Source organism: Mesorhizobium sp. WSM1386 (assembly GCF_055901595.1).
The window spans coordinates 457,905-480,837 of sequence record NZ_CM148373.1; the positions used below are offsets into that span (position 1 = coordinate 457,905).

Consider the following 22,933-nt stretch of genomic DNA (forward strand, 5'->3'; position numbering starts at 1 on the left):
TCCTCCCATGCCATTATTTTTTTCGGATCTCGAAAAAATCTGGCCGAAGCCAGTTTTTAAGGCAAGATCCGCTTCGGGTCAATTCTCCGACAAATCGGCGGCGCGTCGCGAAAACAGCACCGACAGCGGACTGTCCGGGCGTACCGCCGAACGCTCGGCCGTGAGCGCCCTGGCAAGCGCGCCGTCACCGGCTCGCAAGGCGGCTTCGATCAGCGTCAGGTCGATGACGTCGCGCTGGGCGTGGCTGCCGCCGAAACGGTGGGCGATCGCCCGGATCGGCCTGATCAGACGTATGGCTTCGGTGTATTTGCCCTCGCCGAATGCCTTGATCGCCCGCGTCAGCGGATGGCCGACATCGCGGGTGAAAGCCGCATTGTCGTCGCTGCCATGCATGGCCTCGCGCTGCGCCTCGAGCAAGCCAAGGGCTGCCGCGTCGAGACCGGCTCCGACAAAGGCCATCATCGCGTGCGCGTCGTTGAAGGCATAGTTGCCGGCGCCGACCTTGGGCCAGTTGGCGGCGAGCGCGGCCCAACGATCGCCGACATCGGCACCGCCGAGATAAAGCCGCCACAGGATCGCCGACGCATCGACCATGTTCAGCGCCATTGCCGACGGCGTGCCGTAGATCGGCCCGTCATAGAGCGCCAGCACCTCGTCGGTCTCGCCGAGATCGTAGTGAAACAGCGCCAGGTGCCACCAATTGTGCACCTGCAGGAAGCTCTCTTTCGTCCACGCCTCGGGATCGGCGCGCATCCAGGCAATGCCATCCCTTTGCCGGCTTTGCATTTCCATGACATGAGCAACCGCGTGCTGCGCCCAGCCGTCGCGCGGCTCGATCTCGACCGCCGCGCGGCCAAGCCTCTCGGCCCTGCCATAGTCGCCCATCTCTTCCAGCCCGAACGCCTGCATGCCGAGGATGGCATGGTAGCCGGGCATGCCGCTTTGCCAGGACGGCAAGGCGCGGGCGATGCGGTCGCGCAGCATGCGGGCATTGCCGGTGAAGAAGTCGACCTGGTGACCGACCTGCAATGCCACGGCGTCGAGCGGGAAATCGATGGCGATGTCCTCGAGAATGCCGGCTGCATCATGCCAGCGCCCGTTGGCGAGGTGACCGAGGGCCAGGACATGGGCTTGCTCGCGCGTTGTCGCGGCAAACGGCAGGGCCGCCTCGTGGCAGGCCCTGGCCACCGCCGTCGCCTCCTGCTCGGTGGCAAGGCCAAACAGATAGCCCTTGAAGACATGGGCCATGACGAAACCGGGATTTTCCGCGATAGCGCGGTCGACCGAGGCTACGGGATCGCCGATGAAGCACTGCAATTCGCGCACCGCCTGGCTGTAGGGCGCGAGCCCCGCTTCCGTAGCGCCCGAAAATACCACGCCGAATCCGTCCTTGATCGCCATGCCAAATCCCTCGATCGAGCCATCATGGGCACGCTGCCCCCTCGGTCCAAAGCGATCTTAACGCATGGGCCACGGGCGCGCCAACCGCATGTCGCGCAGGTCCGTTCCAGTAGTTTTTGCAGTTCATCAACCATGGAGTGCAGATTAGGCTTTGTAAAAGCGAACGAATTGTGTCTTCATTGCGGCGCGGCGGCAGGCTTGAAATCGCGATCTGAGAGGGGACGCGATGCGGCATAGTGAAATACAGCTTCCGAACTGTCGTTCGGAGTACCCCAGCGAATCGGTTGCTTTGCTGCGGCAAAGGCCGCGACGAATCAATCCACGGCTTATTAGCTTTCTTGCAACTACAGCACTGACGTTGCTGCCCAATTCCGCGGCCTTCGCGGCATGCGTGCTGGGCCCAACCGCGGGGAATACCGTCTACACCTGCGATAGCGGCAATTCGGGCGGAAGCCTCACCGATACCGACGGCGACAACACGCTGAACTTTCCCGCAGGTGGTACCGGGCAGATCAGCGGGAACGTCACCTTCGGCGTCGGAACGGACCGCATCGACATGCAGTCCGGCACCATCACCGGCACGGTCGATCAGGGTGGCGGCACGGATTTCTTCACTATCGGCGCCGGCACTGTGGCCGGCAATGTGCAGCAGGGCGCCGGCATCGACGACTTCAACATGAGCGGCGGCCAGATCGGTTCGCTCAACCAGGGCGACGGGCTGGACACGTTCACCATGACCGGTGGGCGTATCGTCGATTTCTTCGACGACGGCGATCATGCCGTGATGACCGGCGGGCGCATCGGCCGTGTCAACATGAAGCTCGACCAGAACTATTTCAACATGTCCGGCGGCATCATCGACCGCAACCTCGTCACCGGTTTCGACAAGGACACCATCATCCTGTCGGGCGGCATAATCGGCGGCAACATCAGCGTCAGCGGCGGCGACGACAGCGTGACGGTGACCGGCGGCACGGTCGGCGGCGACGTGCTGATGAGCTTTGGTTCCGACAATTTCGTATGGAACGGCGGCGGCATCATCTATGGTTCCGTCGATCTGGGCGGCGACAACGACACCGCCAAGCTCAGCAACCTCACCAATGGCAATCTCGGCGACACCAAGGCGATCACGGGCGGTGCAGGCACAGACACGCTGACCTTCGACAACTTCAAGCTGGAGGGGATCGCCAGGGTCCAGAACTGGGAGACGATCAACGCCACCAACGACACCCAGTTGATGTTGGACGGCAATCTCGTGCTCGGCGACAGCGGCACGGGCACCGGGTCGCTCAATGTCGATCAGGCAAGCACGCTCTATGGCGGCGGCTTCAACTCGGCGATCCAAGCCTTCACGTCCGGCCAGTTGGCCAATGTCGTCAATGCCGGCCGTATCGACCTGACCAACGGCACAACCGGCGCTACGGACCGACTGACCATATCAGGCAACTATACCGGACTCGGCGGCCTGCTGCTCATCCAGACCGAACTTGGCGATGACACGTCCGCTTCCGACAGGCTGGTCCTGTCTGGTGGAACGGCGTCCGGCTCGACCGGCATCGGAGTGATCAATGTCGGCGGCGCGGGTGCCGAGACCACCGCGGACGGCATCATGGTCGTCCAGGCGATCAACGGTGCCACATCCAGCGCCAGTGCCTTTGCCCTCGACGCGCCGGTCGCGGCAGGCGCCTTCGAATATTATCTGTTCAAGGGTGGCGTCAGCGCCGGCAGCGGGGAGAACTGGTATCTGCGCTCGACGCTGATAACGCCGACATCGCCGGCGGCGGCGCCGTCGGCGCTGGAACCCGCGCCAAATCTCCAACCCGAACCGCCCGCGGCCGAGCCGCCACCGCCACCGCCGTCGGACCTGCCACCGGTGCCTGTGCCGACCGAGGGCGACATCAACAACCCGCCGGTCGATCCAACGCCGCCGGTGCAGGCCGCTGACCCGGAACCCGAGCCGCCGCCGCCGCCACCGCCGGCACCGCCCGCGGATCCACCGCCGCCCCCACCGGTTGTGCCTACCGCCGTGCCTGACCTGCCAATCCCGGCACTGGGCGAGCAGATCCTGCTCTATCGCATCGAGGTTCCCGTCTATTCGGCGTTGCCGCCGGTGGCCGAACATCTGGCGATGACGACACTCGGCACCTTCCACGAGCGGCGCGGCGAACAGAGCCTGCTGTCGAACACCGAGATGTCGCCGGCCTGGGGCCGCATTTTCGGCCAGGACGCCAAGATGGGCTGGTCAGGAACGGTGTCGCCCTCCTTCGACGGCACGCTGTTCGGCCTTCAGGCAGGCTTCGACGTGTTCGGACGCGAGACCGCTTCAGGTGGAATCGATCGCGCCGGCCTGTTCGTCGCCTATGGCAGCATGAAGGGCGACGTGAGCGGCCAGGCGCTGGGACAAAACGATCTGTCGGTCGGCAAGCTCGACCTCAACGGCACCAGTGTCGGTGGTTACTGGACCCGCATCGGCCAGGGCGGCTGGTACCTCGACGGCGTCCTGATGGCCACGTTCTTCGGTGGCGACGCGACGTCGTCGCGCGGCGTCGGCATCGATGTCGACGGCACCGGTGTCACGGCCTCGCTGGAAGGCGGCTATCCCATCGCGCTGGGACAGGGCTGGACGCTCGAGCCGCAAGCGCAACTGGTCTGGCAGCATTTGTCACTGGACGATACCGAGGACCGCTTCTCGTCGGTTTCGTTCGGCACCGACAGCAGCGTCACCGGCCGGCTGGGCGCGCGGCTGCAAGGCGAGACAACGATCAACGGCTTGGCCGTGCAGCCCTACCTCAAAGCCAATTTCTGGCACGATTTCGGCGGCACCGACACCGTCAGCTTCGACACCACCGATATAGCGACCGAGGGCCGATCGACCTCGTTTGAATTCGGCGGCGGCGTCGTGGCCAAGGTGAGCGACAAGGTCAGCATCTTCGCCACCGGCGACTACACCACCAATCTCGGCGGCGACAAGCGCCGCATCCTCGAGGGCAATCTGGGCTTCAGCGTCAAATGGTGACAAAGGTGTGCTGATATTCAGGTGATGCCGGCCTGACCTGAATCTCACCACACTTTGGACTTTGAACCGAGCCGAAAGATCGCGCCGCTTCAATTACCCGAGCGCATCGCCACCGTGGCGATGCCGGCGCCAACCAGCAGCGTGCCGCCGGTGCGGTTGAAGATGCGGATCGCCTTGGGATTGCGCACGACGTTGCGGGCGCGCGCGGCGACCAGCGCATAACCGAAGGCATTGGCGAAGGCGAGTGCCAGGAAGGTCGTCTCGAAGATCAGCATCTGCGTCCAGAAACTGGCATGCCGGTCGAGGAACTGCGGCAGGAAGGCGACGAAGAAGGTGATGCTTTTCGGGTTGAGAGCGGTGACCAGCCAGGCATGCGCCATCATCTTGGCGGAAGACACTGCATCGGTGCGCGGCTCGGCCCTTAGCGTGCCGCCGGCGCGGAACAGCTTTACGCCGAGATAGATCAGATAACCGGCGCCGATCAGCTTCAGGACGGTGAAGATGGTCGCCGAGGCCGCAAGCAGGGCGCCAATGCCCAGCATCGACAGTGTCATGGCGGTGAAATCGCCGAGCGCCACGCCGACCGCCATCGGCAAGGCGGTGCGCCAGCCCTGGCCCAGCGCATAGGACACGACCAGCAGGATCGTCGGACCCGGAATGATGAGGAGGATGCTCGACGCGGCGGCGAAAGCGGCCCAGTTTTCGAAGGACATGCTTGTCTCCCTAGGGTTAAAGAGAAGGATAAATCCTGAGCCCTGGGAGAATGTAAAGGGGGCCTGTTTTTTGTTTTTGCGCCATTCCCGACTGAAAGCCGCCGCTCGGCTGACGTCGTCGGAAGCGGACGAACACCGCCAAGCCATGCTCGAACGCAGGCGACACAGATATTCACGCTTTATCAACCATGAATGACGAAAATACCCGCTATCCGGCCGGACCGTGCTTCCCGCCGACAGCGTAGGGTTTGGGTACATGCGTGAGTTGCCGCAAGGTCCGACGCCGCCACGAAACGGCGGCGCAATCGATACCGATCTTCATCTTTCCCGCCGCGCCGTCCTGTCCGGCGCAGGCGCGCTGGCGCTGCTCAGCGCCGCAGGCTGCTCGACCTCCGGGGACGGCGGTATGCCGGTGCTGGATCTCGACAATACGGTAACCGGTTCGGTGCCGCAGATGCGGCCCGCGATCAGCGTCGACAAGAACATCACCGGCGCCGATGTCATGTACGCCGCTTTGACCGACAACGGCTTCAACGTGCCTGAAGTGCCGTACCTGAAGATCAAGCCGGAATTCCGCCGCCAGATCGTCGTCGACACCACAGGCGAGGCGCCCGGCACCATCGTCGTCCATCTCAAGGAACGCATGCTCTATCTGGTCCAGCCGGGAGGCGATGCCATCCGCTACGGCGTCGGCATCGGCAAGGACGGCTTCCGCTGGTCCGGCCGCGCCAACATCCAGTACGGCAGGGAATGGCCGACCTGGACGCCGCCGCCCGAGATGATCCAGCGCAAGCCGGAACTGGTGAAATGGCAGGGCGGCCAGCCCGGCGGCCTGACCAACCCGCTCGGGGCGCGCGCGCTCTACATCTACCAGGACAGCAAGGACACCGGCTATCGCATCCACGGCTCGCCCGAATGGTGGAGCATCGGCCAGGCGATGTCGTCGGGCTGCGTGCGCCTGATCAACCAGGACATCATCGACCTCTACAGCCGCGTTTCGAAGAAAAACCCGGTCGTCGTCATGTGATCGTGGCCGCCGCTTGCGGCCGTCCTATTTTTGAGCGGGACCTTCTCCGAAACCGGTGCCGCTTTTCGCTTACGCGGTCCTTCGGTTCGGGGCCCTGCCCGGACTCTCCCGTTGCGCGATGCGGCAAGACAGGCCAAGGTGCCTTGAAAATCATCGCCTCGGGAGACGCCAGGAATGACCGGAACTTTTGTCATCGCGCAGGGTGGCGGCCCGACCGCCGTGATCAACCAAACGGTGGTCGGTGCGACGCTGGAGATCCGCAAGCGGCATCCGGGCGCCAGGGTGCTGGGCTCCATCCACGGCGTGCGCGGCATTCGTGACGGCAATTATGTCGACCTCTCGGCCATTCCCGAAGACCGCCTGCGGCTGATCGCCGGAACGCCAAGCGCTGCACTGGGCTCGACGCGCGACAAGCCGGATGACGCCTATTGCGAAATCATCCTCAACGGCCTCAAAAAGGCCGGCGCCGACGCCTTCATCTATATTGGCGGCAACGACACCTCGGGCACGCAGCAAATCCTGACCGATGCGGCCGGCGGCAGCATCGCTTTCGTCCATGCGCCGAAAACCATCGACAATGACCTCGAGGAAAACGACCACACGCCGGGATTCATCTCGGCGGCCGAGTTCGTGGCCGGCGCCTTCCTGTCCGTCGATCTCGATTTCCGCGCCCTGCCCGGCATCTATGTCGGCATCGTCATGGGCCGGCATGCCGGCTTCCTGACCGCGGCCGCCGCCGCCTGGCAGCTCGACCCCGACAGCGGCCCGCATTTGGTCTACGTGCCCGAACGGCCGTTCTCGGCCGCCGGCTTCATCGACGACGTGCGCGCCACGCTCGACCGCCACAAGCGCTGCATCGTCGCCGTGTCGGAAGGGGTCAGCACCGCCGACGGCAAGGCGCTGGTCGAAAGCCTGGTGCCGCCGGACAAGCTTGAGCGCGATGCCCATGGCAACGTCAAGCTGTCGGGCAGCGACCTGCCGGCGGCGCTCGAGCGTGCGCTGGCCGAGGGCCTGCCGGGCAAGCGCGCCCGCGTCGACGCGCTCGGCTACATGCCGCGCGGCTATGTCGGCGCCATCAGCGCCGTCGACGCGCAAGAGGCCTTCGATGCCGGCGCCTTCGCCGTCTCCGTCGCCGAACAAGGCGGCGGCTCGGTGGCGCTGCAGTATGACGGCGCTAAAACGGTGCTGAAGAAGGTGCCGCTGAAGAACGTCGCCGGCAAGACCCGCCACATGCCCGACAATTTCATGAAGCCCGACATCAACCAGCTGTCCGAGGCCGGCATGGCCTATCTCAAGCGGCTGGTGCCGGAAAAATACAAGGTCGGGAAGCCGTTCGTCTGATGGAATGGTTCAGCCGGAGCATCGTCGACGACAGGACGACGATGCTGACCGAGCCGTTCGTGCATGACTATGTGCGCGCCAACATCTGGCACCTGCGTGGGCGCGATGCCGACCTGTTGGTCGACACCGGCATGGGTATCCGTCCGCTGGCGCCGGAGATCGAAACGTCCCGTGGAAAGCCGCTGCTGGTCGTCGCCACCCATATCCATCTCGATCATGTCGGCTCGCTGCATGAATTTCCATGGCGGGCGGGACCCAGGATGAGTGCGGCGCAATTCGAAAGCATGGATGAGGCGGCGACCTACGCCTACATGTTCCACGATCTCGAAGGCGCCGTTTCGAAACTGCCTGAGCCGGGCTGGAAAGCCGCCGACTACAAGATCCCTTCGGCGCCCCTGACGCGGACCCTCGACGAAGGCGACGTGATCGATCTCGGCGACCGGCAATTCCGCGTGCTGCACCTGCCGGGGCATTCGCCGGATTCGATCGCGCTGTTCGACGAGGCCGACGGCCTGTTCTTCAGCGGCGACGCCATCTACGACGACACGCTGATCGACAGCCTGCCGGATTCCGACCGCGCCGCCTATATCGGCACCATGCGGCGCCTGCTCGACCTGCCGATCCGCATCGGCCATGGCGGCCACGGCCCAAGCTTCGACGGCGAGCGCATGCGTGCGATTGCAAAGGCCTATCTGCGCTTGCATGCCGGTCCGTGAGCGCTCGCTGAATTAAATCTTCGTAAAGTTCGTTCCAAAACCCTAAATCGGGCCGATCCGCACCCTAGATAGCTGGTTGTCGATCCGGCCGGCCGCCATGTACGGCGAGACAGGCGATCCCGGTCGTCGACACGCCGATGGGTGCTCCTCCAAGAACGCTCACGGCGCCGGATCAACTCTCGCCCGGACAGAACGACCATGTCACCTCTAGGCATTCTTCGCAGACATCGCGTCGCCGCCCTGCTGGGCGCCGCGCTGATTATCTCCCCTGTTGTCGTTTCATTCGCCCAGAACACGAACGGCATTGCCAAGATCGTTGCGACCACCCAGACCCCGGTACCCGGAATATCGGCGCCGAACGGTTCGTTCGCGCCGGTCGTGGCCGCGACCAAACCGGCCGTCGTGACGGTAACGACCGTCATGAAGGCACAACCGGAAGCCATGAACGAAGCGTCGCCCTTCCAGGACAATTCCCCGTTCGACGACTATTTCCGGCAGTTCTTCGGCGACCAGGGCATGCCCATGCCCAGGACGCCGCCACAACAGCAGGCGCCGAGAACAGAGGCCCTGGGCTCCGGCTTCATTGTCGGTGCCGACGGCACCATCGTCACCAACAACCATGTCGTCGACGGCGCCTCTTCGATCAAGGTGACGCTCGACGACGGCACGGAACTGCCGGCCAAGGTCGTCGGCAGCGACGCCAAGAACGATCTCGCGGTGCTCAAGATCAAGGCCAGCAAGCCTTTGCCGACGGTCAAATGGGGCGATTCCGACAGGCTGATGACCGGCGACCAGGTGCTGGCGATCGGCAATCCGTTCGGCATCGGCACCACGGTTAGCGCGGGCATCGTCTCGGCGCGCGGCCGCGACCTGCACAGCGGGCCGTTCGACGACTTCATCCAGATCGACGCGCCGATCAACCATGGCAATTCCGGCGGTCCGCTGGTGGATGTGAACGGCAATGTCATAGGCATCAACACGGCGATCTATTCGCCCAATGGCGGCAGCGTCGGCGTCGGCTTCGCCATTCCCTCCGACCAGGCCCAGAAGGTGGTCGCCAAGCTGGAGAAAGGCGGCTCCATCCAGTACGGCTATCTCGGCGTCGATATCCAGCCGGTGACGCCGGACGTTGCCAGCGCCATGGGGCTCGATCATCCCGGCGGCGCGCTGGTTTCCCAGGTCAATGACGGCTCCCCGGCGGCCCTTGCCGGCGTCGAAACCGGCGACGTCATCACCGGCTTCGCCGGACAGGACGTGAAGGATCCCAAGGATCTGTCGCGGGCCGTCGCCGACGTCGCCCCTGGCACCAGGGAATCGCTCGATGTCTGGCGCAAGGGCAAGGCCATGAAGATCTCCGTCGATGTCGGACGCAACAGCGACGATGCGAAGACGGCATCGACCGGCGGCTCCGGCGCGCCTGGCGCCGAGCAGGGCTCCGGTGCGCCAGCGCTCGGCCTCGGCCTGATGGACATCACGCCCGACATTCGCCAGCAAATGAACCTCGCCGATAACGAGCGTGGCGCGGTTGTTGCCCGCGTCAATCCCGACAAGGCAGCGGCCGCTGCCGGCATCCAGCCGGGCGACATCATCGTCGCCGTCAACCAGGTTCCGGTGAAGAGCGCCAAACAGGTGACCCAGGCGGTTGCCCAGGCAGGCAAATCAGGGCGCAAGTCGGTGCTGTTGCTGGTCGAACGCGGCGGCAGCCAGATCTATGTCGCCGTGCCGATCGCCAATGGCTGAGACGTGACGCTGGCTTGAACAACGGCGTGGCGGCTTGTCGACGACGAGCCGCCATGCGTTCCAGCCTTGCGGCCACCGCCAGCTACAGTTTGCGCAGCGCCACTTCCTCGACCAGGTGGTCGGCGCCCTTGCGCAGGATGAGGTCGGCGCGGGCACGGGTCGGCAGGATGTTCTCGCGCAAATTCTTCAAGTTGATGTTGGTCCACAGGCCTTCGGCGATGGCCCGCGCCGAATCCTCCGAGAGCTGGGAATAGCGGTGGAAGAAGGAGTCCGGATTGCGGAAAGCGGTCTCGCGCAGCCGCATGAAGCGGGAAATATACCACTCGTGGATCAGCTTCTCGTCGGCGTCGATGTAGATGGCGAAGTCGAAGAAGTCCGACAGGAAAGGCACGATCTTGCCGTCCTGCGGCAGCTTGCCCGGCTGCAGCACGTTGATGCCTTCGAAGATCAGGATATCAGGCCGGTCGATGGTGACGAACTCGCCGGGAATGACGTCATAGGTCAGGTGCGAATAGACAGGGGCGCGGACATCGGGCAGCGCCGACTTGATGCCGGAGAGGAAGCGCAGCAGCGCGCCGACATCGTAGCTGTCGGGGAAGCCCTTGCGTTCCATCAGGTTTTCGCGGCGCAGCACCTCGTTGGGCAGCAGAAAACCGTCGGTGGTGATGAGATCGACCTTGGGGCTCGACGGCCAGCGCGCCAGAAGCTCCTTCAGCACGCGTGCCGTGGTCGATTTGCCGACCGCGACGGAGCCGGCAATGCCGATGATGAACGGCGTCTTGACGATATCGACGGCGTTGAAGAAGGCCTGGCGCTGCCGGAACAGAAGCTGGCTCGCCTCGACATGGGCGGACAGCAGCCGCGACAGCGACAGATAGATGCGCGAGACCTCCGCGAGGTCGACCGGGTCGTTCAGCGAACGCAAGCGGCGGAACTCGTCCTCGCTCAGCGTCAGCGGCGTGTCGGCGCGGAATCGCGACCATTGCTCGGCGGAGAAGAAACGAAACGGGGAATATTTCTCGGTCGGCGCGAGCTGATCCATCGAGATACCTGCCCTTCCTCGCGGTCAGCCCTTGGGCCGTGACGCCTTCTCGGCGATGCCCGAACGCCCCGTGCGGCCTTCAAGCTCCTTGAGCACGTCGCTCAACGGGACACCCGAGAGGCCGAGAACGACGAGCCAATGATATATAAGATCGGCACTTTCGGAAACGAGGCCCTGCTTGTCGCCCTTGACGGCGGCGATCACCGTCTCGACCGCCTCTTCGCCGAGCTTCTGCGCCGCCTTGTCGATGCCACGGGCGAACAGTTTCGCCGTCCACGAGTCGGGGTCACCGGAATGGGCGCGCTCGTGGAGGACTTTTTCCAGATCGGACAGCGAAAATTCAGCCATGGCGCCTGAGGCCCCTTTTCTTAGCCGGAAAGCCTCTAGAGCATTTCACCGTTTTACGGAAACGGCGAACCGCTCTATCTCTTTGTTTTTACGCAATTCCGAATTGCTCTAGGACCGATCGCCCGAGGAGTCTAGCCGCATCGGCAGCCCGGCCGCGGCCATATGTGCCTTGGCCTGGGCTATGGTGTAGGTGCCGAAATGGAAGATCGAGGCCGCCAGCACCGCGCCGGCATGGCCGTCGCGGATGCCTTCGACCATGTGATCGAGCGTGCCGACGCCGCCCGAAGCGATAACCGGGGCGCGCACCGCGTCGGCAACCGCGCGGGTGAGCGCGATGTCGTAGCCGGCCTTGGTGCCGTCGCGGTCCATCGAGGTCAAAAGGATCTCGCCGGCGCCGCGATCGACCATTTTGCGAGCGAATTCGACCGCATCGATGCCGGTCTTCTCGCGTCCGCCATGGGTGAAGATCTCCCATCGGTCGGCTTCGCCGGCACCGGACACTTTCTTGGCGTCGATGGCGACGACAATGCATTGATTGCCGAACTTGTCGGCGGCTTCGGCTACGAAATCCGGATTCGTCACCGCTGCCGTGTTGATCGACACCTTGTCGGCGCCGGCCAGCAGCAATTTCCGGATGTCGGCGACCTGGCGCACGCCGCCGCCGACGGTCAACGGCATGAAGCATTGCTCGGCGGTGCGGGCGACGACGTCGAAAATGGTCTCGCGATTGTCCGACGAAGCGGTGATGTCGAGAAAACAAAGCTCGTCGGCGCCGGCCGCGTCATAGGCCTTGGCCGCCTCGACCGGATCGCCGGCATCGATGAGATCGACGAAGTTGACGCCCTTGACGACACGGCCGTTCTTGACGTCGAGGCAAGGGATGACGCGGGCTTTCAGCATCAGCGGCCCTCTATCGTGGCGATGAGATCGTTGAGCAGCTGGCCGACCAGCGGCGGCACGTCGGCCTTGGCGTCGAAAGCCGGATCGTAAGCGGAAATGGTGATGCCGATAATCGGCACGGCAAGCGCGATGGCGCAAGCCGCGTCGCGCAATTGTTCCGGGTCCGGCCCGCCGGGGGTAACGTAGCGGTTGGCCTGCAGCTCCTCGGGATCGTGCACGTCGAGATCGAGGTGCATATGCACGCGTTCGGCGCCTGCGGCCTTCAGCTTTGCCGTCGCTTGCGCCACGCCTGGGCATTCCGTGCGGATGACCGGCAGCGTCTCGACAAGTTTTTCCTCGGCCGGGTCGAGATCGCGCGCGTTGACGAGCACGCAGCGTGAGGGATCGATCGGCTTGAAGCCCGGGATGGCTCCCGCCATCGGACGCCAGCACAGGCCGAGCACCGTCGCCAGCGCCATGCCGTCGAGAAAGCCGTATGTGGATGTCTCGGGCGTGTTGAGGTCGCCATGCTGGTCGGCCCAGATGATCGCATCGGCACCCTCACCTGCGACCGCGCCGGCTGACGTCAGGCAATTTCCGGCCAGCACTATGGGGAACCGGCCCCTGTCGATGGCAATGCGAACCTCGCCTGAGACGGCATTGCAGACGGCAAAGCCGGTGGCGATCTCGCGTTCCTGGGCATCGCCAACCCTGCCGATATCCTCCACGGTCACGTCGTGGCCGGCCATGGTCAGGGCGTCGACGAGGCCGCCCGCGATCAGCGCATCGGGACCCTGGCCCATGCCGCCATGATAATGGCCGCTGTCATAGGAGGCCAGGATGATGGTGAGCTTCACGACCGCGCCTCCATTGCCGGTTTGCCCCGCAGGATCGCCAGCGCCTCGGCCGGATCGATGCGGCCGTCATAGAGTGCGCGGCCCGAAATGGCGCCTTCGAGCTTTTGCGCGTCCGGCATGGTCATACGCACGATATCGGCGATCGAGGCGAGGCCACCCGAAGCGATGACAGGGATCGACACCGCCTCGGCGAGATCGATGGTGGCGTCCCAGTTGATGCCGGTCAGCACGCCGTCGCGGTCGATGTCGGTGTAGATGATAGCGGCGACGCCGGCGCCTTCGAATTTCCTGGCCAGCTCGATGACGCCGAGGCTCGACGCCTCGGCCCAGCCCTCGACCGCGACCTTGCCGCCCTTGGCGTCGATGCCAACGGCGACCTTGCCCGGGAAGGCCTTGCAGGCCTGCCTGACCAGGTCGGGATCGCGCACCGCCACGGTGCCGAGGATGACGCGGGCGAGGCCACGGGCGAGCCAGTCCTCGATCTGCTCCAGCGTGCGGATGCCGCCGCCGAGCTGCACCGGGTTCTTCGTCGCCTTGAGGATGGCGCCGACGGCCGCGCTGTTGACGCTCTGGCCCTTGAAGGCGCCGTTGAGGTCGACGACATGCAGCCACTCGAAGCCTTGCTCCTCGAAGGCTTTTGCCTGCGCGGCCGGATCATCGTTGTAGATGGTCGCGGTGGCCATGTCGCCGTGCTTCAGGCGCACGCACTTGCCGTCCTTGAGGTCGATGGCGGGAAAAAGGATCATCTAGGCGCCCTCGACGATGACGAAATGACCTGATGAGGCGGCAAGTTTGCTCATGCTCGTCAGGGCCTCCACTTCAGGAAATTGGTGATCAGCGCCAGGCCGAGCGCCTGGCTCTTTTCGGGATGGAACTGGGTGCCGGCGAGATTGTCGCGGGCAACAGCGGCCGTCACCGGGCCGCCATAGTCGGCGACCGCAAGGACCTCGTTCGGCTGGCGCGCATCGAGATGGTAGGAATGGACGAAATAGGCGTGCAGCCCCGTCGGTCCAGTGGGAATGCCTGAAAACAGCGGATGCTCACGCCTGAGTTCGATCGTGTTCCAGCCGATCTGCGGGATCTTCAGCGCCGGATCGGCTGGCGCGATCTCCTTGACGTCACCGGCAATCCAGCCAAAGCCGTTGGTGACGGTCTTTTCGAGGCCGCGCTGCGACATCAGCTGCATGCCGACGCAGATGCCGAGGAAAGGCCGGCCCTTGGCGATGGCGACGTCCTCGACCGCTTCCCACATGCCTTCGACGGCGCGCAAGCCGGCCGCGCAGTCGGCATAGGCGCCGACGCCCGGCAGGACGATGCGGTCGGCGGTGCGCACCCGCTCGGCATCCGCCGTCAGGTCGATCTCAGCCTCGATGCCGGCTTCGCGCGCGGCGCGCTCGAATGCCTTGGTGGCCGAGCGCAGATTGCCCGAGCCATAATCGATGATTGCCACCCGCATGTCAGCGCCGTCCCGGAATGTGGGTCAGTCCCAGCGCCATGCCCGGCTGCGCCGGACGCGCCAAGGCGGCATCCGGAACCATCCGCGGCGCAGGTGCGGCTTCGTCCGCATGCGCCTCGGCCTCCAGCGCATAGCGGATGTCGGCATCATCCAGCCAGCCGGCCTGGACCACGCCCCATTCATGCCAGCCGCGGCGGCGGAGCGCAGCGATGCGCAGCCCCTGCCCTTCCAGGCCGACATAGAGCGAGACGAGCAGGGACAGCAGCGAGCCGGCAAGGCCAAGGCCGAGCTTCTCACCAAGCATCGAAAGCAGGCCCATGACGACGAAGGTCAGCGCCGCCTCGATCCACAGCCTATGCCAGGCGAACCATAGTGGCGGCACCAGCAGGCCGAACCAGGCAAAGCCGTCACGGACAAGGACCGTTGCGCCGGCTCTCTCGCTGCGGCCGGGTGGTTCCATCACGACATAGCTGGCCATGACGCTATCCCTTCAAAGATCCCTTGGTGGAGGGAACCGCGTCCGGCTGACGCGGATCGCGTTCCAGTGCGGCACGCAGCGCGCGCGCCACCGCCTTGAAGCAGGTCTCGGCGATATGATGGTTGTTGGCGCCGTAGTGGTTGGTGACATGCAGCGTGATGCCGGCATTCTGCGCCAGCGCCTGGAAGAATTCACGCACCAGTTCGGTGTCGAAGGTGCCGATCTTCGGCGACGAGAACGAAACGTTCCAGACCAGGAAGGGACGGCCGGAGACGTCGATCGCCGCGCGCGTCAGCGTCTCGTCCATGGCAAGGTCGATCGAGGCATAGCGCATGATGCCGCGCCGCTCACCCAGCGCCTTGGTCAAGGCCTGGCCAAGCGCGATGCCGGTATCCTCGACGGTGTGGTGGTCGTCGATGTGCAGATCGCCCTTGGCCTTGACCGTCATGTCGATCAGCGAATGGCGAGAAAGCTGGTCCAGCATATGGTCGAAGAAGCCGACGCCGGTGGCGATATCGGATTTTCCCGAACCGTCGACATGGACCGACACCGAGATGTCGGTTTCCCTGGTCTTGCGGCTGGCTTCGGCGGAACGGGGCGCCATCACTTTATCCTTGTCCCATTGGTTCACATGGTGACCGGTTCACGGGCCTCAAGCGCTCGCGGGCTTGAAAACGAAAGCCTTCTATCAGCATGATCCGGCGATTGCCAGTTGCCATCCCCGCCGCTATCCAGCCGTTTGCAATCATTGGTCCCATGCATACATATGGCCGATAAAATCACTCGTACCGCGCCAATCGCCTTTTGGGATCGCGCGAATCGGAGCTAAAAATGTCTGATAATCTGACCATGCACGCCACGACCATCGTGACGGTGCGCAAGGGCAACAAGGTGGTGATCGCCGGCGACGGCCAGGTCAGCCTTGGCCAGACCATCATGAAGGGCAATGCCCGCAAGGTCCGCCGTATCGGCAAGGGCGGCAATGTGATTGCCGGTTTCGCCGGCGCCACCGCCGACGCCTTCACGCTGCTGGAGCGGCTGGAAGCCAAGCTCGAACAATATCCCGACCAGCTGACGCGCGCCTGCGTCGAGCTTGCCAAGGACTGGCGCACCGACCGCTATCTGCGCCGGCTGGAAGCCATGATGCTGGTTGCCGACAAGTCGGTCTCGCTGGCGCTGACCGGCACCGGCGACGTGCTCGAACCCGAATTTGGCGTCATGGCCATCGGTTCCGGCGGCAATTACGCGCTGGCCGCCGCACGCGCCCTGATGGACACCGACAAGGATGCCGAGGAGATCGCTCGCAAGGCGATGCAGATCGCATCCGACATCTGCGTCTACACCAACAACAATTTCGCCGTCGAAACGCTCGATGCCGCCTGAATCAGGCGTGCTCTATGATTTTCGGCCTGTGACGGAGAAAGACCTGCCGATGATCGCCGGCTGGCTCGCCGAGCCGCATGTCGCGCAATGGTGGGACGATCCGGAGGCCGAAATCGCCGAGATTCGCGGTCACATCGACAGTATTTCCGTGGAACCGCTGATCATCGAACTCGACGGCATTCCGATCGGCTATCTGCAGAGCTACGACCCGCATCTGGAAGACGATCATCCCTATGCCGACCAGCCGTTCGGCACGCTCGGTATCGACGTGTCGATCGGCCGGCCGGAGCTGGTCGGGCGTGGCCATGGCTCGGCGATCGTGCGCCAATTTGTCGAACAGCTTTTCGAGGAAGGTGTTCCGCGCGTCATCATCGACCCGGATCCCGCCAATGTCAGGGCGATCCGCGCCTACGAAAAGGCCGGCTTTGTTGCCTTTGACACCAGAACATCGGAGTACGGGCCAGCCCTGATGATGGCGCGCGACGCGACGCCGGAGCCCAATTGATCAGCGCCGAAACCCTCGACAAGGCAGTCGCGAAAGGTTTGATCTCGCAGACCTTGCGCGATCAGTTGGAGGCCATGGAACGCGCGGTCGCTCTCGCCCCCGAGGCCAGGCGCGCCGATGACGAGGGTGACGAGGAAAACCTGCGGCTGGTCGGCGGCGGCAACGATCTGTTCGTCACCGTGGGAACCGTTCTGCTCAGCGCCGGCTTCTTCTTTGTCCTCACCACCTTGCTTCCAGGCCAGACATTCTGGATCGCCGGCATCCTCGCGGTTTTCGCCTGGGGGCTCGCCGAAATCGTCACGCGTCAGCACCGGATGAAACTATCGTCGTCCGTGCTTGCCCTGATTTTCATGGCCGCCATTCTGGCCGCTCTGGCGCTGCAAGTGGAGGCCAGCTTCGGCATACGCAAGCCGGAAACCATCTGGCAGCTATTGGCGTTGCGCCAGACGGCGTCCCGGGCCGGATATCTGTTCCTGGGCGGAGGAATAATCGCGGCGGCGATCTATTTCTGGCGCTTTCGCGTCCCCATCATTGCCGGGACTATCGCCATCGCCTTCACACTGCTTGCCTTCCTGCAAACGGCGATAATCCTGTATGACAGCGTGACAACCGGCGCGATTGCGCCGCCGCGCCTCGAGGACGTTCCCGAATTGCTTCGCGCGGCCCTTTACATGCCGCTGATCTGCGGCCTGATCGTGTTCGCAACGGGTGTCGCTTTTGACATTTACGACAGGGATCGACGCAAGATCTGGTCCGATTGCGCTTTCTGGCTGCATGTCGTCTCGGCGCCGATGCTGGTGCATCCGCTCTTTATCATGGCAACCGGCCAAAACGTCGTATTCGGACATATCGCGCCGGATGCCAATGCAACCATCATGCTGACGATTCTGATCCTTGGCTTCCTCTATGTCGCGCTGGCCATAGACCGCCGTTCGCTTCTGGTTCCTACATTGGCTTACTTCGGCTCGCTGGGCATCTATTATCTGGTGAATTCCGCCTCCGATTCGACGGGCATCCCGCCTTTTGCCTTGATCCTGGTCGTTGTTGGCGCGCTGATTATTCTGTTCGGGGCCGGCTGGCAGCGTATCAGGCGGATTGTGGTCAATCCCACCTTGCCGGCGGCCGTGATCCGCCGGCTACCGCCGCTGAAGGCGTGACAGGGCTTTGTGATGGTCGAGACGGCGACGCGAAACCAGGGGGAATGAACCGATGACGACACCGGCCACGGAAAACAGCTATTCGGCCTATGAAGACAGCTGGCGCATGGGACTTCTGCTCGTCCTTGGGCTGCTCATCTTCCAGGCCGGCGCCCTCTACGGAATGGGCCATCCGCCGATATGCACGTGTGGCTACGTCAAGCTCTGGCATGGCGTGGTGAACAGTTCCGAGAACTCCCAGCATATTTCGGACTGGTACACCTTCTCGCACATCATCCACGGCTTCCTGTTCTATGCGCTAGCGCAGTTCCTGTTCCCGCGTTCGCCGATCGGCTTGCGGCTGGCCTTCGCCGTCTTCGTCGAGGGCGGCTGGGAGCTGCTCGAGAACAGCCCGTTCATCATCGAACGGTATCGCGCGGGCACCATCTCGCTCGACTATTATGGCGACAGCATCATCAATTCGGTGTCCGACACGCTGGCCATGGTGCTGGGATTTGTGATGGCGCGAAAGCTACCTATATGGGTGATCGTCAGCCTCGCCGTCCTCTTCGAACTGGGTACCGGCTATCTCATCCGGGACAATCTGACACTCAACGTGATCATGCTGCTGCATCCGTTCGAGGCCATCAAGCAGTGGCAAAGTGGAATTTAGCTATGACGACATTTTCTCCCCGCGAAATCGTTTCGGAACTCGACCGCTTCATCATCGGCCAGAAGGACGCCAAGCGCGCCGTGGCCATCGCCCTGCGCAACCGCTGGCGCCGTCAGCAGCTTGAAGGCCAGATGCGCGAAGAGGTGATGCCGAAGAACATCCTGATGATCGGGCCGACCGGCGTCGGCAAGACCGAGATCTCGCGCCGCCTGGCGCGGCTGGCCGGGGCGCCCTTCGTCAAGGTCGAAGCCACCAAGTTCACCGAAGTCGGCTATGTCGGCCGCGATGTCGAGCAGATCATCCGCGACCTGGTCGAGATCGCCATCGGCCTGGTGCGCGAGAAGATGCGCGAGGACGTCAAGGCGCGCGCCCACGTCAACGCCGAGGAACGCGTGCTGGAAGCGCTGGTCGGCAAGACGGCGAGCCCGGCCACGCGCGACAGTTTCCGCAAGAAGCTGCGCGACGGCGAACTCGACGACAAGGAAATCGAGATCGAGGTGGCGGACACCGGCAATGGCGGCATGCCCGGCTTCGAGATCCCCGGCATGCCGGGCGCCAATATCGGCGTGCTCAACATCAACGACATGCTGTCGAAGGCGATGGGCGGCAAGAAGACCAAATTGCGCAAGACGACGGTGAAGGAATCCTACGACCTCTTGGTCAACGACGAGTCCGACAAGCTGCTCGACCAGGACGAGGTTGTGCGCCGGGCGCTCGATGCGGCGGAAAATGACGGTATCGTCTTCCTCGACGAGATCGACAAGATCGCGGCGAGATCCGACATTTCCGGCGGGCCTTCGCGCGAAGGCGTGCAGCGCGACCTGCTGCCGCTGGTCGAAGGCACCACGGTGGCGACCAAATACGGGCCGTTGAAGACGGATCACATCCTGTTCATCGCTTCCGGCGCGTTCCACGTCTCGAAGCCGTCCGACCTTTTGCCGGAGCTGCAGGGCCGCCTGCCGATCCGCGTCGAGCTGCGTGCGCTGGAGAAGGAGGATTTCGTCCGCATCCTGACCGAGACGGAAGCGAGCCTGATCAAGCAGTATATCGCGCTGATGAAGACCGAGGGCGTCGAGCTGACCTTCACCGACGATGCCATCGATTCGCTTGCCGGCATCGCCGTCGATCTCAATGCCAGCGTCGAGAATATCGGCGCCCGGCGGCTGCAGACGGTGATGGAGCGGGTGCTGGACGAGATTTCCTACGATGCGCCGGACCGCAACGGCACATCGGTCACCATCGACGCCGCCTATGTCGAAAAGCATGTCGGCGATCTCTCGCGAAACACAGATTTGTCGCGATTCATCCTTTAAAAGCCGGCGCCGGTTCATCCGGCGCCGGTTCAGGCAGCAACTTCCGGCAAAAGCATCATGTGTGGCCAGATGGTACCATCTGGCCACCTTTCGTCTTGCCTTGTGCGGGGGCGCTCTCGACTCGACCAAGAGCTTTACCTAGTTTGCGCGGCAATTCTCGATCTCTTGGGCAATTCTCGATCTCTTGGGCAATTCTCGATCTCTTGGTTTGACGCAATTCCGGACGGAAAACCGTTTCACACTTTCCTTGGAATTGCTTGGGCAGCGGCGGCGCATGAAAAAACTGATCCTGGTCCTTCTCGGCCTGACGTTGGCGGCGACGCTGTTCGGCGCACAAGCGGCAACATTGGTGCCGCCGGGAAACCGCAATGCCGAGCAGCCGGACATTCCGGGCGCCTCGAGCCGGCGCACGCAGGCGACCAACACCACCTTCCAGGCGAAATACCGCAAGGTCTACGCTTTGCTGCAGAATGACGCCGACCTGCGCGCCAAGATCAAGAAGGCGGCTTCCGCCTACGGCATCGATCCGATGCACATCGTCGGCGCCATCGTCGGCGAGCACACCTACAATGTCGATGCCTATGACCGGCTGCAGACCTACTACGTCAAGGCGATCTCCTATCTCTCCAGCAAACTGTCCTTCGCCTATGACGGCGAGGACATCACGGATTTCGTGCAGCGGCCGGAATTCAGGAAATGCGCAGGAATGTCGGACAGCTACGATTTGTGGGAATGCCGCGAGCAGGTGTGGAACCGCGCGTTTCGCGGCAAGACCGTTGGCGGGACAAGCTTTCCCGACGACCGTTTCGGCGCCACCTTCTTCCAGCCCTACTATGCCGGCCAGACTTTCGGGCTCGGCCAGCTGAACCCGCTGACCGCCCTGCAGATGAGCGATCTCGTGCACAAGGTGTCCGGACTGCCGGAGCTCGACGTCGCCGACCCCAATGCGGTCTACAAGACCATCATGGATCCGGACCTGACACTGCCTTACGTGGCGGCGACGATCCGGAAATCGATCGACGCCTACAAGAGCATTGCCGGCTTCGACATTTCGGGCAATCCGGGACTGACCGCCACGCTCTACAATGTCGGCAATCCGGAGCAGCGCGCCTATGCGCTGAAGGCCGAAAACGACAAGCGCCGCGCCGCCGGCGAACCGGCGAAACTGCCGGAAGAGAATTATTACGGCTGGCTGGTCAACGACAAATTGTCGGAGCTGAAGGCGCTGTTTTAGGGCGCGGCCCTCTACCTTCCCTTTGTGGGGGGTCGGACCGAAGGTCCGGGTGGGGGTCGGTGCCGCCCCCCGCTGCTTCGCAGCGACCCTCCCCACAAGGGGTAGGGTGGCCAGTCTCTCTACGCCGCCAGCAACGACTTCAGCTTGACGTCCTGCGATCCCAGCGCTTCCGGCGCGGGCTTTGCGCGCTTGCCGATCAGCATCTCGGCCAGCCTGATGTCGCGGGCGACCGCATTGCCGGGGCCGATGCCGCTCGCCGCCACCAGCCTGCCGTCCTCAGCCAAATGGAACAGGATGAAGGCACCTTCGCCGAGATCGCGGCGCACCGTGCTCCGGCCTTCGTCCGAGAGCCCGGCGATCTGCAGCGACAGGCCATACTGATCCGACCAGAACCACGGCACCGCCGCATGCGCCTCGCCGGCGCCCAGCATGTTTCTGGCCGCCAGCGCGCCCTGTTCCTGGGCGTTGCGCCAGGCTTCCAGCCGCACGCGACGGCCATCATAGACGGCGAGCGGGAACGAACAGCAGTCGCCGGCGGCAAAGATGTCGGGATCGCTGCTGCGCAGTTGCTCGTCCACGGCAATGCCGTTTTCGATCGCCAGGAAAGCTTCGGCGGCCAGCGCGGTCACCGGCATGGCACCGATGCCAATGATGGCGAGATCGGCGGATACCTCTCGGCCGCCGGCAAGGGCGATGCGAACCTGCCTGCCGTCGTCGGCGATCGACGCGATGCCGTCGCCGCACAATATGTCGACGCCTTCGGCAATGTGCGCCTGATGGATGATTTCGGCGATCTCGGCGGGCACGCCGCGCATCAGGATGCGCGGCTGCGCCTCGATGACGGTGACCGAGGCACCGAGCTTGCGGGCCGCGGCGGCGAGTTCCAGGCCGATGAAGCCGCCGCCGATGATGGCAATGCGGTTGCCGGCGCTGAGATGGGCGCGGATGGCCAGCGCATCGGCGAAGGTGCGGAGATAAACACAGCGCGCGCCAAGGCCGGGCATCGGCAGCTTGCGCGGGGTCGAGCCGGTGGCCAGCAGGAGCTTGTCGTAGGGCACCACCGAGCCATCCGACAGGCGCACCGCATGCGCCGCGCGATCGATCGCCACGGCCTGAACGGAATGGATATGGCGGATCGACTTTTCAGCCAGCATCTCGTCGCTGGCGATCGCCTTGATTTCCGGCGCGTCGCTGGCCATCGCGTCCTTGGACAAAGGCGGCCTTTCATAGGGCAGGTGCGGTTCGTCGCCGACCAGCGTCACCGGCTCGTCATAGCCGAGATCGCGCAGCGCGAGCGCTGCCCGCCCGCCGCATTCGCCGGCGCCGATGATGACCATTCCGCGCGCCATATCCATCACCCGATCTGGACCAGGACTTTGCCGGCGTCGACCTTGACCGGATAGGTTTTCAAGTTGACGCAGACCGGCGCGCCCCTGGCCGCACCCGTCTTGTAGTTGAAGCGGCCATTGTGCTTGGGGCATTCGATAATGTCGTCCATCACCAGCCCGTCGGCGAGATGCACCTTCTCATGCGAGCAAAGCCCGTCGGTGGCGAAGTACTCGTCGTCAGGGCTGCGGTAGATGGCGAAGGTGCGGCCGCCATGATCGAAGCGCATCACGTCCTCTTCGTCGATGTCATCGGCAGCACAGGCCTCGACCCAGTCGCTCATTTGTTC

23 protein-coding genes are annotated in these 22,933 nt (G+C 63.9%); 11 read left to right on the forward strand and 12 right to left on the reverse strand.

The genetic code is table 11. From position 1 onward, the window contains the following. Positions 1-78: 78 nt before the first annotated feature. The gene (locus AC0NIH_RS02130; protein ID WP_473466991.1) at positions 79-1,401 is read right to left on the reverse strand and encodes a tetratricopeptide repeat protein; all 1,323 of its coding nucleotides are present in this window, start codon (positions 1,399-1,401) and stop codon (positions 79-81) included. Between the two features lie 226 nt (positions 1,402-1,627). Between AC0NIH_RS02130 and AC0NIH_RS02135 the strand changes: the two genes are divergently transcribed. Then, complete coding sequence (locus AC0NIH_RS02135; RefSeq protein WP_473466990.1) at positions 1,628-4,417, forward strand: autotransporter family protein; 2,790 nt, start codon at positions 1,628-1,630, stop codon at positions 4,415-4,417. Positions 4,418-4,506: 89 nt separating this feature from the next. On the opposite strand, the gene AC0NIH_RS02140 is transcribed toward AC0NIH_RS02135, so the two are convergent. Beyond that, positions 4,507-5,130: a LysE family translocator gene (locus tag AC0NIH_RS02140; RefSeq protein ID WP_473466988.1), complete on the reverse strand. Its 624-nt coding sequence runs from the start codon at positions 5,128-5,130 to the stop codon at positions 4,507-4,509. A 256-nt stretch (positions 5,131-5,386) separates the two neighbouring features. Here AC0NIH_RS02140 and AC0NIH_RS02145 point away from each other — a divergent pair, with 256 nt between their 5' ends. From AC0NIH_RS02145 to AC0NIH_RS02160, 4 genes are all read left to right on the forward strand, one after another. Beyond that, positions 5,387-6,157: a L,D-transpeptidase gene (locus AC0NIH_RS02145; protein WP_473466987.1), complete on the forward strand. Its 771-nt coding sequence runs from the start codon at positions 5,387-5,389 to the stop codon at positions 6,155-6,157. Between the two features lie 174 nt (positions 6,158-6,331). Then, positions 6,332-7,498 (forward strand): diphosphate--fructose-6-phosphate 1-phosphotransferase, encoded by a 1,167-nt coding sequence (locus AC0NIH_RS02150; protein WP_473466985.1) that lies wholly within the window; start codon positions 6,332-6,334, stop codon positions 7,496-7,498. Then, positions 7,498-8,214, forward strand: coding sequence for an MBL fold metallo-hydrolase (locus AC0NIH_RS02155; protein ID WP_473466983.1), 717 nt, complete (start codon positions 7,498-7,500; stop codon positions 8,212-8,214). The genes AC0NIH_RS02150 and AC0NIH_RS02155 overlap by 1 nt, the downstream gene beginning before the upstream one ends. A gap of 198 nt (positions 8,215-8,412) precedes the next feature. Next, positions 8,413-9,954: a DegQ family serine endoprotease gene (locus AC0NIH_RS02160; protein ID WP_473466982.1), complete on the forward strand. Its 1,542-nt coding sequence runs from the start codon at positions 8,413-8,415 to the stop codon at positions 9,952-9,954. A gap of 82 nt (positions 9,955-10,036) precedes the next feature. Here the strand turns inward: AC0NIH_RS02160 and coaA are convergent, their stop codons facing one another. The 8 genes from coaA to hisB all read right to left on the reverse strand — a co-directional run bounded on the left by coaA (position 10,037) and on the right by hisB (position 15,618). Then, complete coding sequence (gene coaA, locus AC0NIH_RS02165) at positions 10,037-10,996, reverse strand: type I pantothenate kinase (protein ID WP_023765656.1); 960 nt, start codon at positions 10,994-10,996, stop codon at positions 10,037-10,039. Positions 10,997-11,020: 24 nt separating this feature from the next. After that, complete coding sequence (locus AC0NIH_RS02170; protein WP_473466980.1) at positions 11,021-11,344, reverse strand: phosphoribosyl-ATP diphosphatase; 324 nt, start codon at positions 11,342-11,344, stop codon at positions 11,021-11,023. 108 nt (positions 11,345-11,452) lie between these two features. Continuing rightward, on the reverse strand, positions 11,453-12,244 hold the full coding sequence (gene hisF / locus AC0NIH_RS02175; RefSeq protein ID WP_473466978.1) for an imidazole glycerol phosphate synthase subunit HisF: 792 nt from the start codon (positions 12,242-12,244) through the stop codon (positions 11,453-11,455). Continuing rightward, on the reverse strand, positions 12,244-13,080 hold the full coding sequence (locus AC0NIH_RS02180; protein ID WP_473466977.1) for an arginase family protein: 837 nt from the start codon (positions 13,078-13,080) through the stop codon (positions 12,244-12,246). Before AC0NIH_RS02180 ends, hisF begins: the two co-directional genes overlap by 1 nt. Beyond that, on the reverse strand, positions 13,077-13,826 hold the full coding sequence (gene hisA / locus AC0NIH_RS02185; protein ID WP_352703904.1) for a 1-(5-phosphoribosyl)-5-[(5-phosphoribosylamino)methylideneamino]imidazole-4-carboxamide isomerase: 750 nt from the start codon (positions 13,824-13,826) through the stop codon (positions 13,077-13,079). Before hisA ends, AC0NIH_RS02180 begins: the two co-directional genes overlap by 4 nt. A 59-nt stretch (positions 13,827-13,885) precedes the next feature. Continuing rightward, positions 13,886-14,536, reverse strand: a complete 651-nt coding sequence (gene hisH / locus AC0NIH_RS02190; protein WP_473466975.1) for an imidazole glycerol phosphate synthase subunit HisH — start codon at positions 14,534-14,536, stop codon at positions 13,886-13,888. Between the two features lies 1 nt (position 14,537). Continuing rightward, positions 14,538-15,014, reverse strand: a complete 477-nt coding sequence (locus tag AC0NIH_RS02195; RefSeq protein WP_473466973.1) for a DUF2628 domain-containing protein — start codon at positions 15,012-15,014, stop codon at positions 14,538-14,540. 4 nt (positions 15,015-15,018) lie between these two features. Next, positions 15,019-15,618, reverse strand: a complete 600-nt coding sequence (gene hisB / locus AC0NIH_RS02200; RefSeq protein WP_023776008.1) for an imidazoleglycerol-phosphate dehydratase HisB — start codon at positions 15,616-15,618, stop codon at positions 15,019-15,021. A 227-nt stretch (positions 15,619-15,845) separates the two neighbouring features. On the opposite strand from hisB, the gene hslV reads away from it, so the two are divergent. The 6 genes from hslV (at position 15,846) to AC0NIH_RS02230 (ending at position 21,258) form a co-directional block, all read left to right on the forward strand. After that, on the forward strand, positions 15,846-16,397 hold the full coding sequence (gene hslV / locus AC0NIH_RS02205; RefSeq protein WP_473466971.1) for an ATP-dependent protease subunit HslV: 552 nt from the start codon (positions 15,846-15,848) through the stop codon (positions 16,395-16,397). Next, the gene (locus AC0NIH_RS02210; RefSeq protein ID WP_473466969.1) at positions 16,387-16,902 is read left to right on the forward strand and encodes a GNAT family N-acetyltransferase; all 516 of its coding nucleotides are present in this window, start codon (positions 16,387-16,389) and stop codon (positions 16,900-16,902) included. Before hslV ends, AC0NIH_RS02210 begins: the two co-directional genes overlap by 11 nt. Beyond that, positions 16,899-18,059 carry a hypothetical protein gene (locus AC0NIH_RS02215; protein ID WP_027161037.1) on the forward strand — a complete coding sequence of 387 codons (1,161 nt, stop codon included), beginning with the start codon at positions 16,899-16,901 and terminating at the stop codon, positions 18,057-18,059. Before AC0NIH_RS02210 ends, AC0NIH_RS02215 begins: the two co-directional genes overlap by 4 nt. Positions 18,060-18,111: 52 nt before the next feature. Beyond that, entirely contained in the window at positions 18,112-18,711 is a 600-nt protein-coding gene (locus AC0NIH_RS02220) for a DUF2585 domain-containing protein (RefSeq protein WP_434221338.1), read from the forward strand. A gap of 2 nt (positions 18,712-18,713) precedes the next feature. Further along, positions 18,714-20,024 (forward strand): ATP-dependent protease ATPase subunit HslU, encoded by a 1,311-nt coding sequence (gene hslU, locus AC0NIH_RS02225; protein ID WP_023776012.1) that lies wholly within the window; start codon positions 18,714-18,716, stop codon positions 20,022-20,024. Between the two features lie 274 nt (positions 20,025-20,298). Further along, positions 20,299-21,258 carry a DUF1402 family protein gene (locus AC0NIH_RS02230; RefSeq protein ID WP_473466967.1) on the forward strand — a complete coding sequence of 320 codons (960 nt, stop codon included), beginning with the start codon at positions 20,299-20,301 and terminating at the stop codon, positions 21,256-21,258. Between the two features lie 119 nt (positions 21,259-21,377). On the opposite strand, the gene AC0NIH_RS02235 is transcribed toward AC0NIH_RS02230, so the two are convergent. Beyond that, positions 21,378-22,613, reverse strand: a complete 1,236-nt coding sequence (locus AC0NIH_RS02235) for an NAD(P)/FAD-dependent oxidoreductase (RefSeq protein ID WP_473466966.1) — start codon at positions 22,611-22,613, stop codon at positions 21,378-21,380. Then, positions 22,613-22,927 carry a Rieske (2Fe-2S) protein gene (locus AC0NIH_RS02240; RefSeq protein ID WP_023765670.1) on the reverse strand — a complete coding sequence of 105 codons (315 nt, stop codon included), beginning with the start codon at positions 22,925-22,927 and terminating at the stop codon, positions 22,613-22,615. The genes AC0NIH_RS02235 and AC0NIH_RS02240 overlap by 1 nt, the downstream gene beginning before the upstream one ends. Between the last annotated feature and the right edge of the window lie 6 nt (positions 22,928-22,933).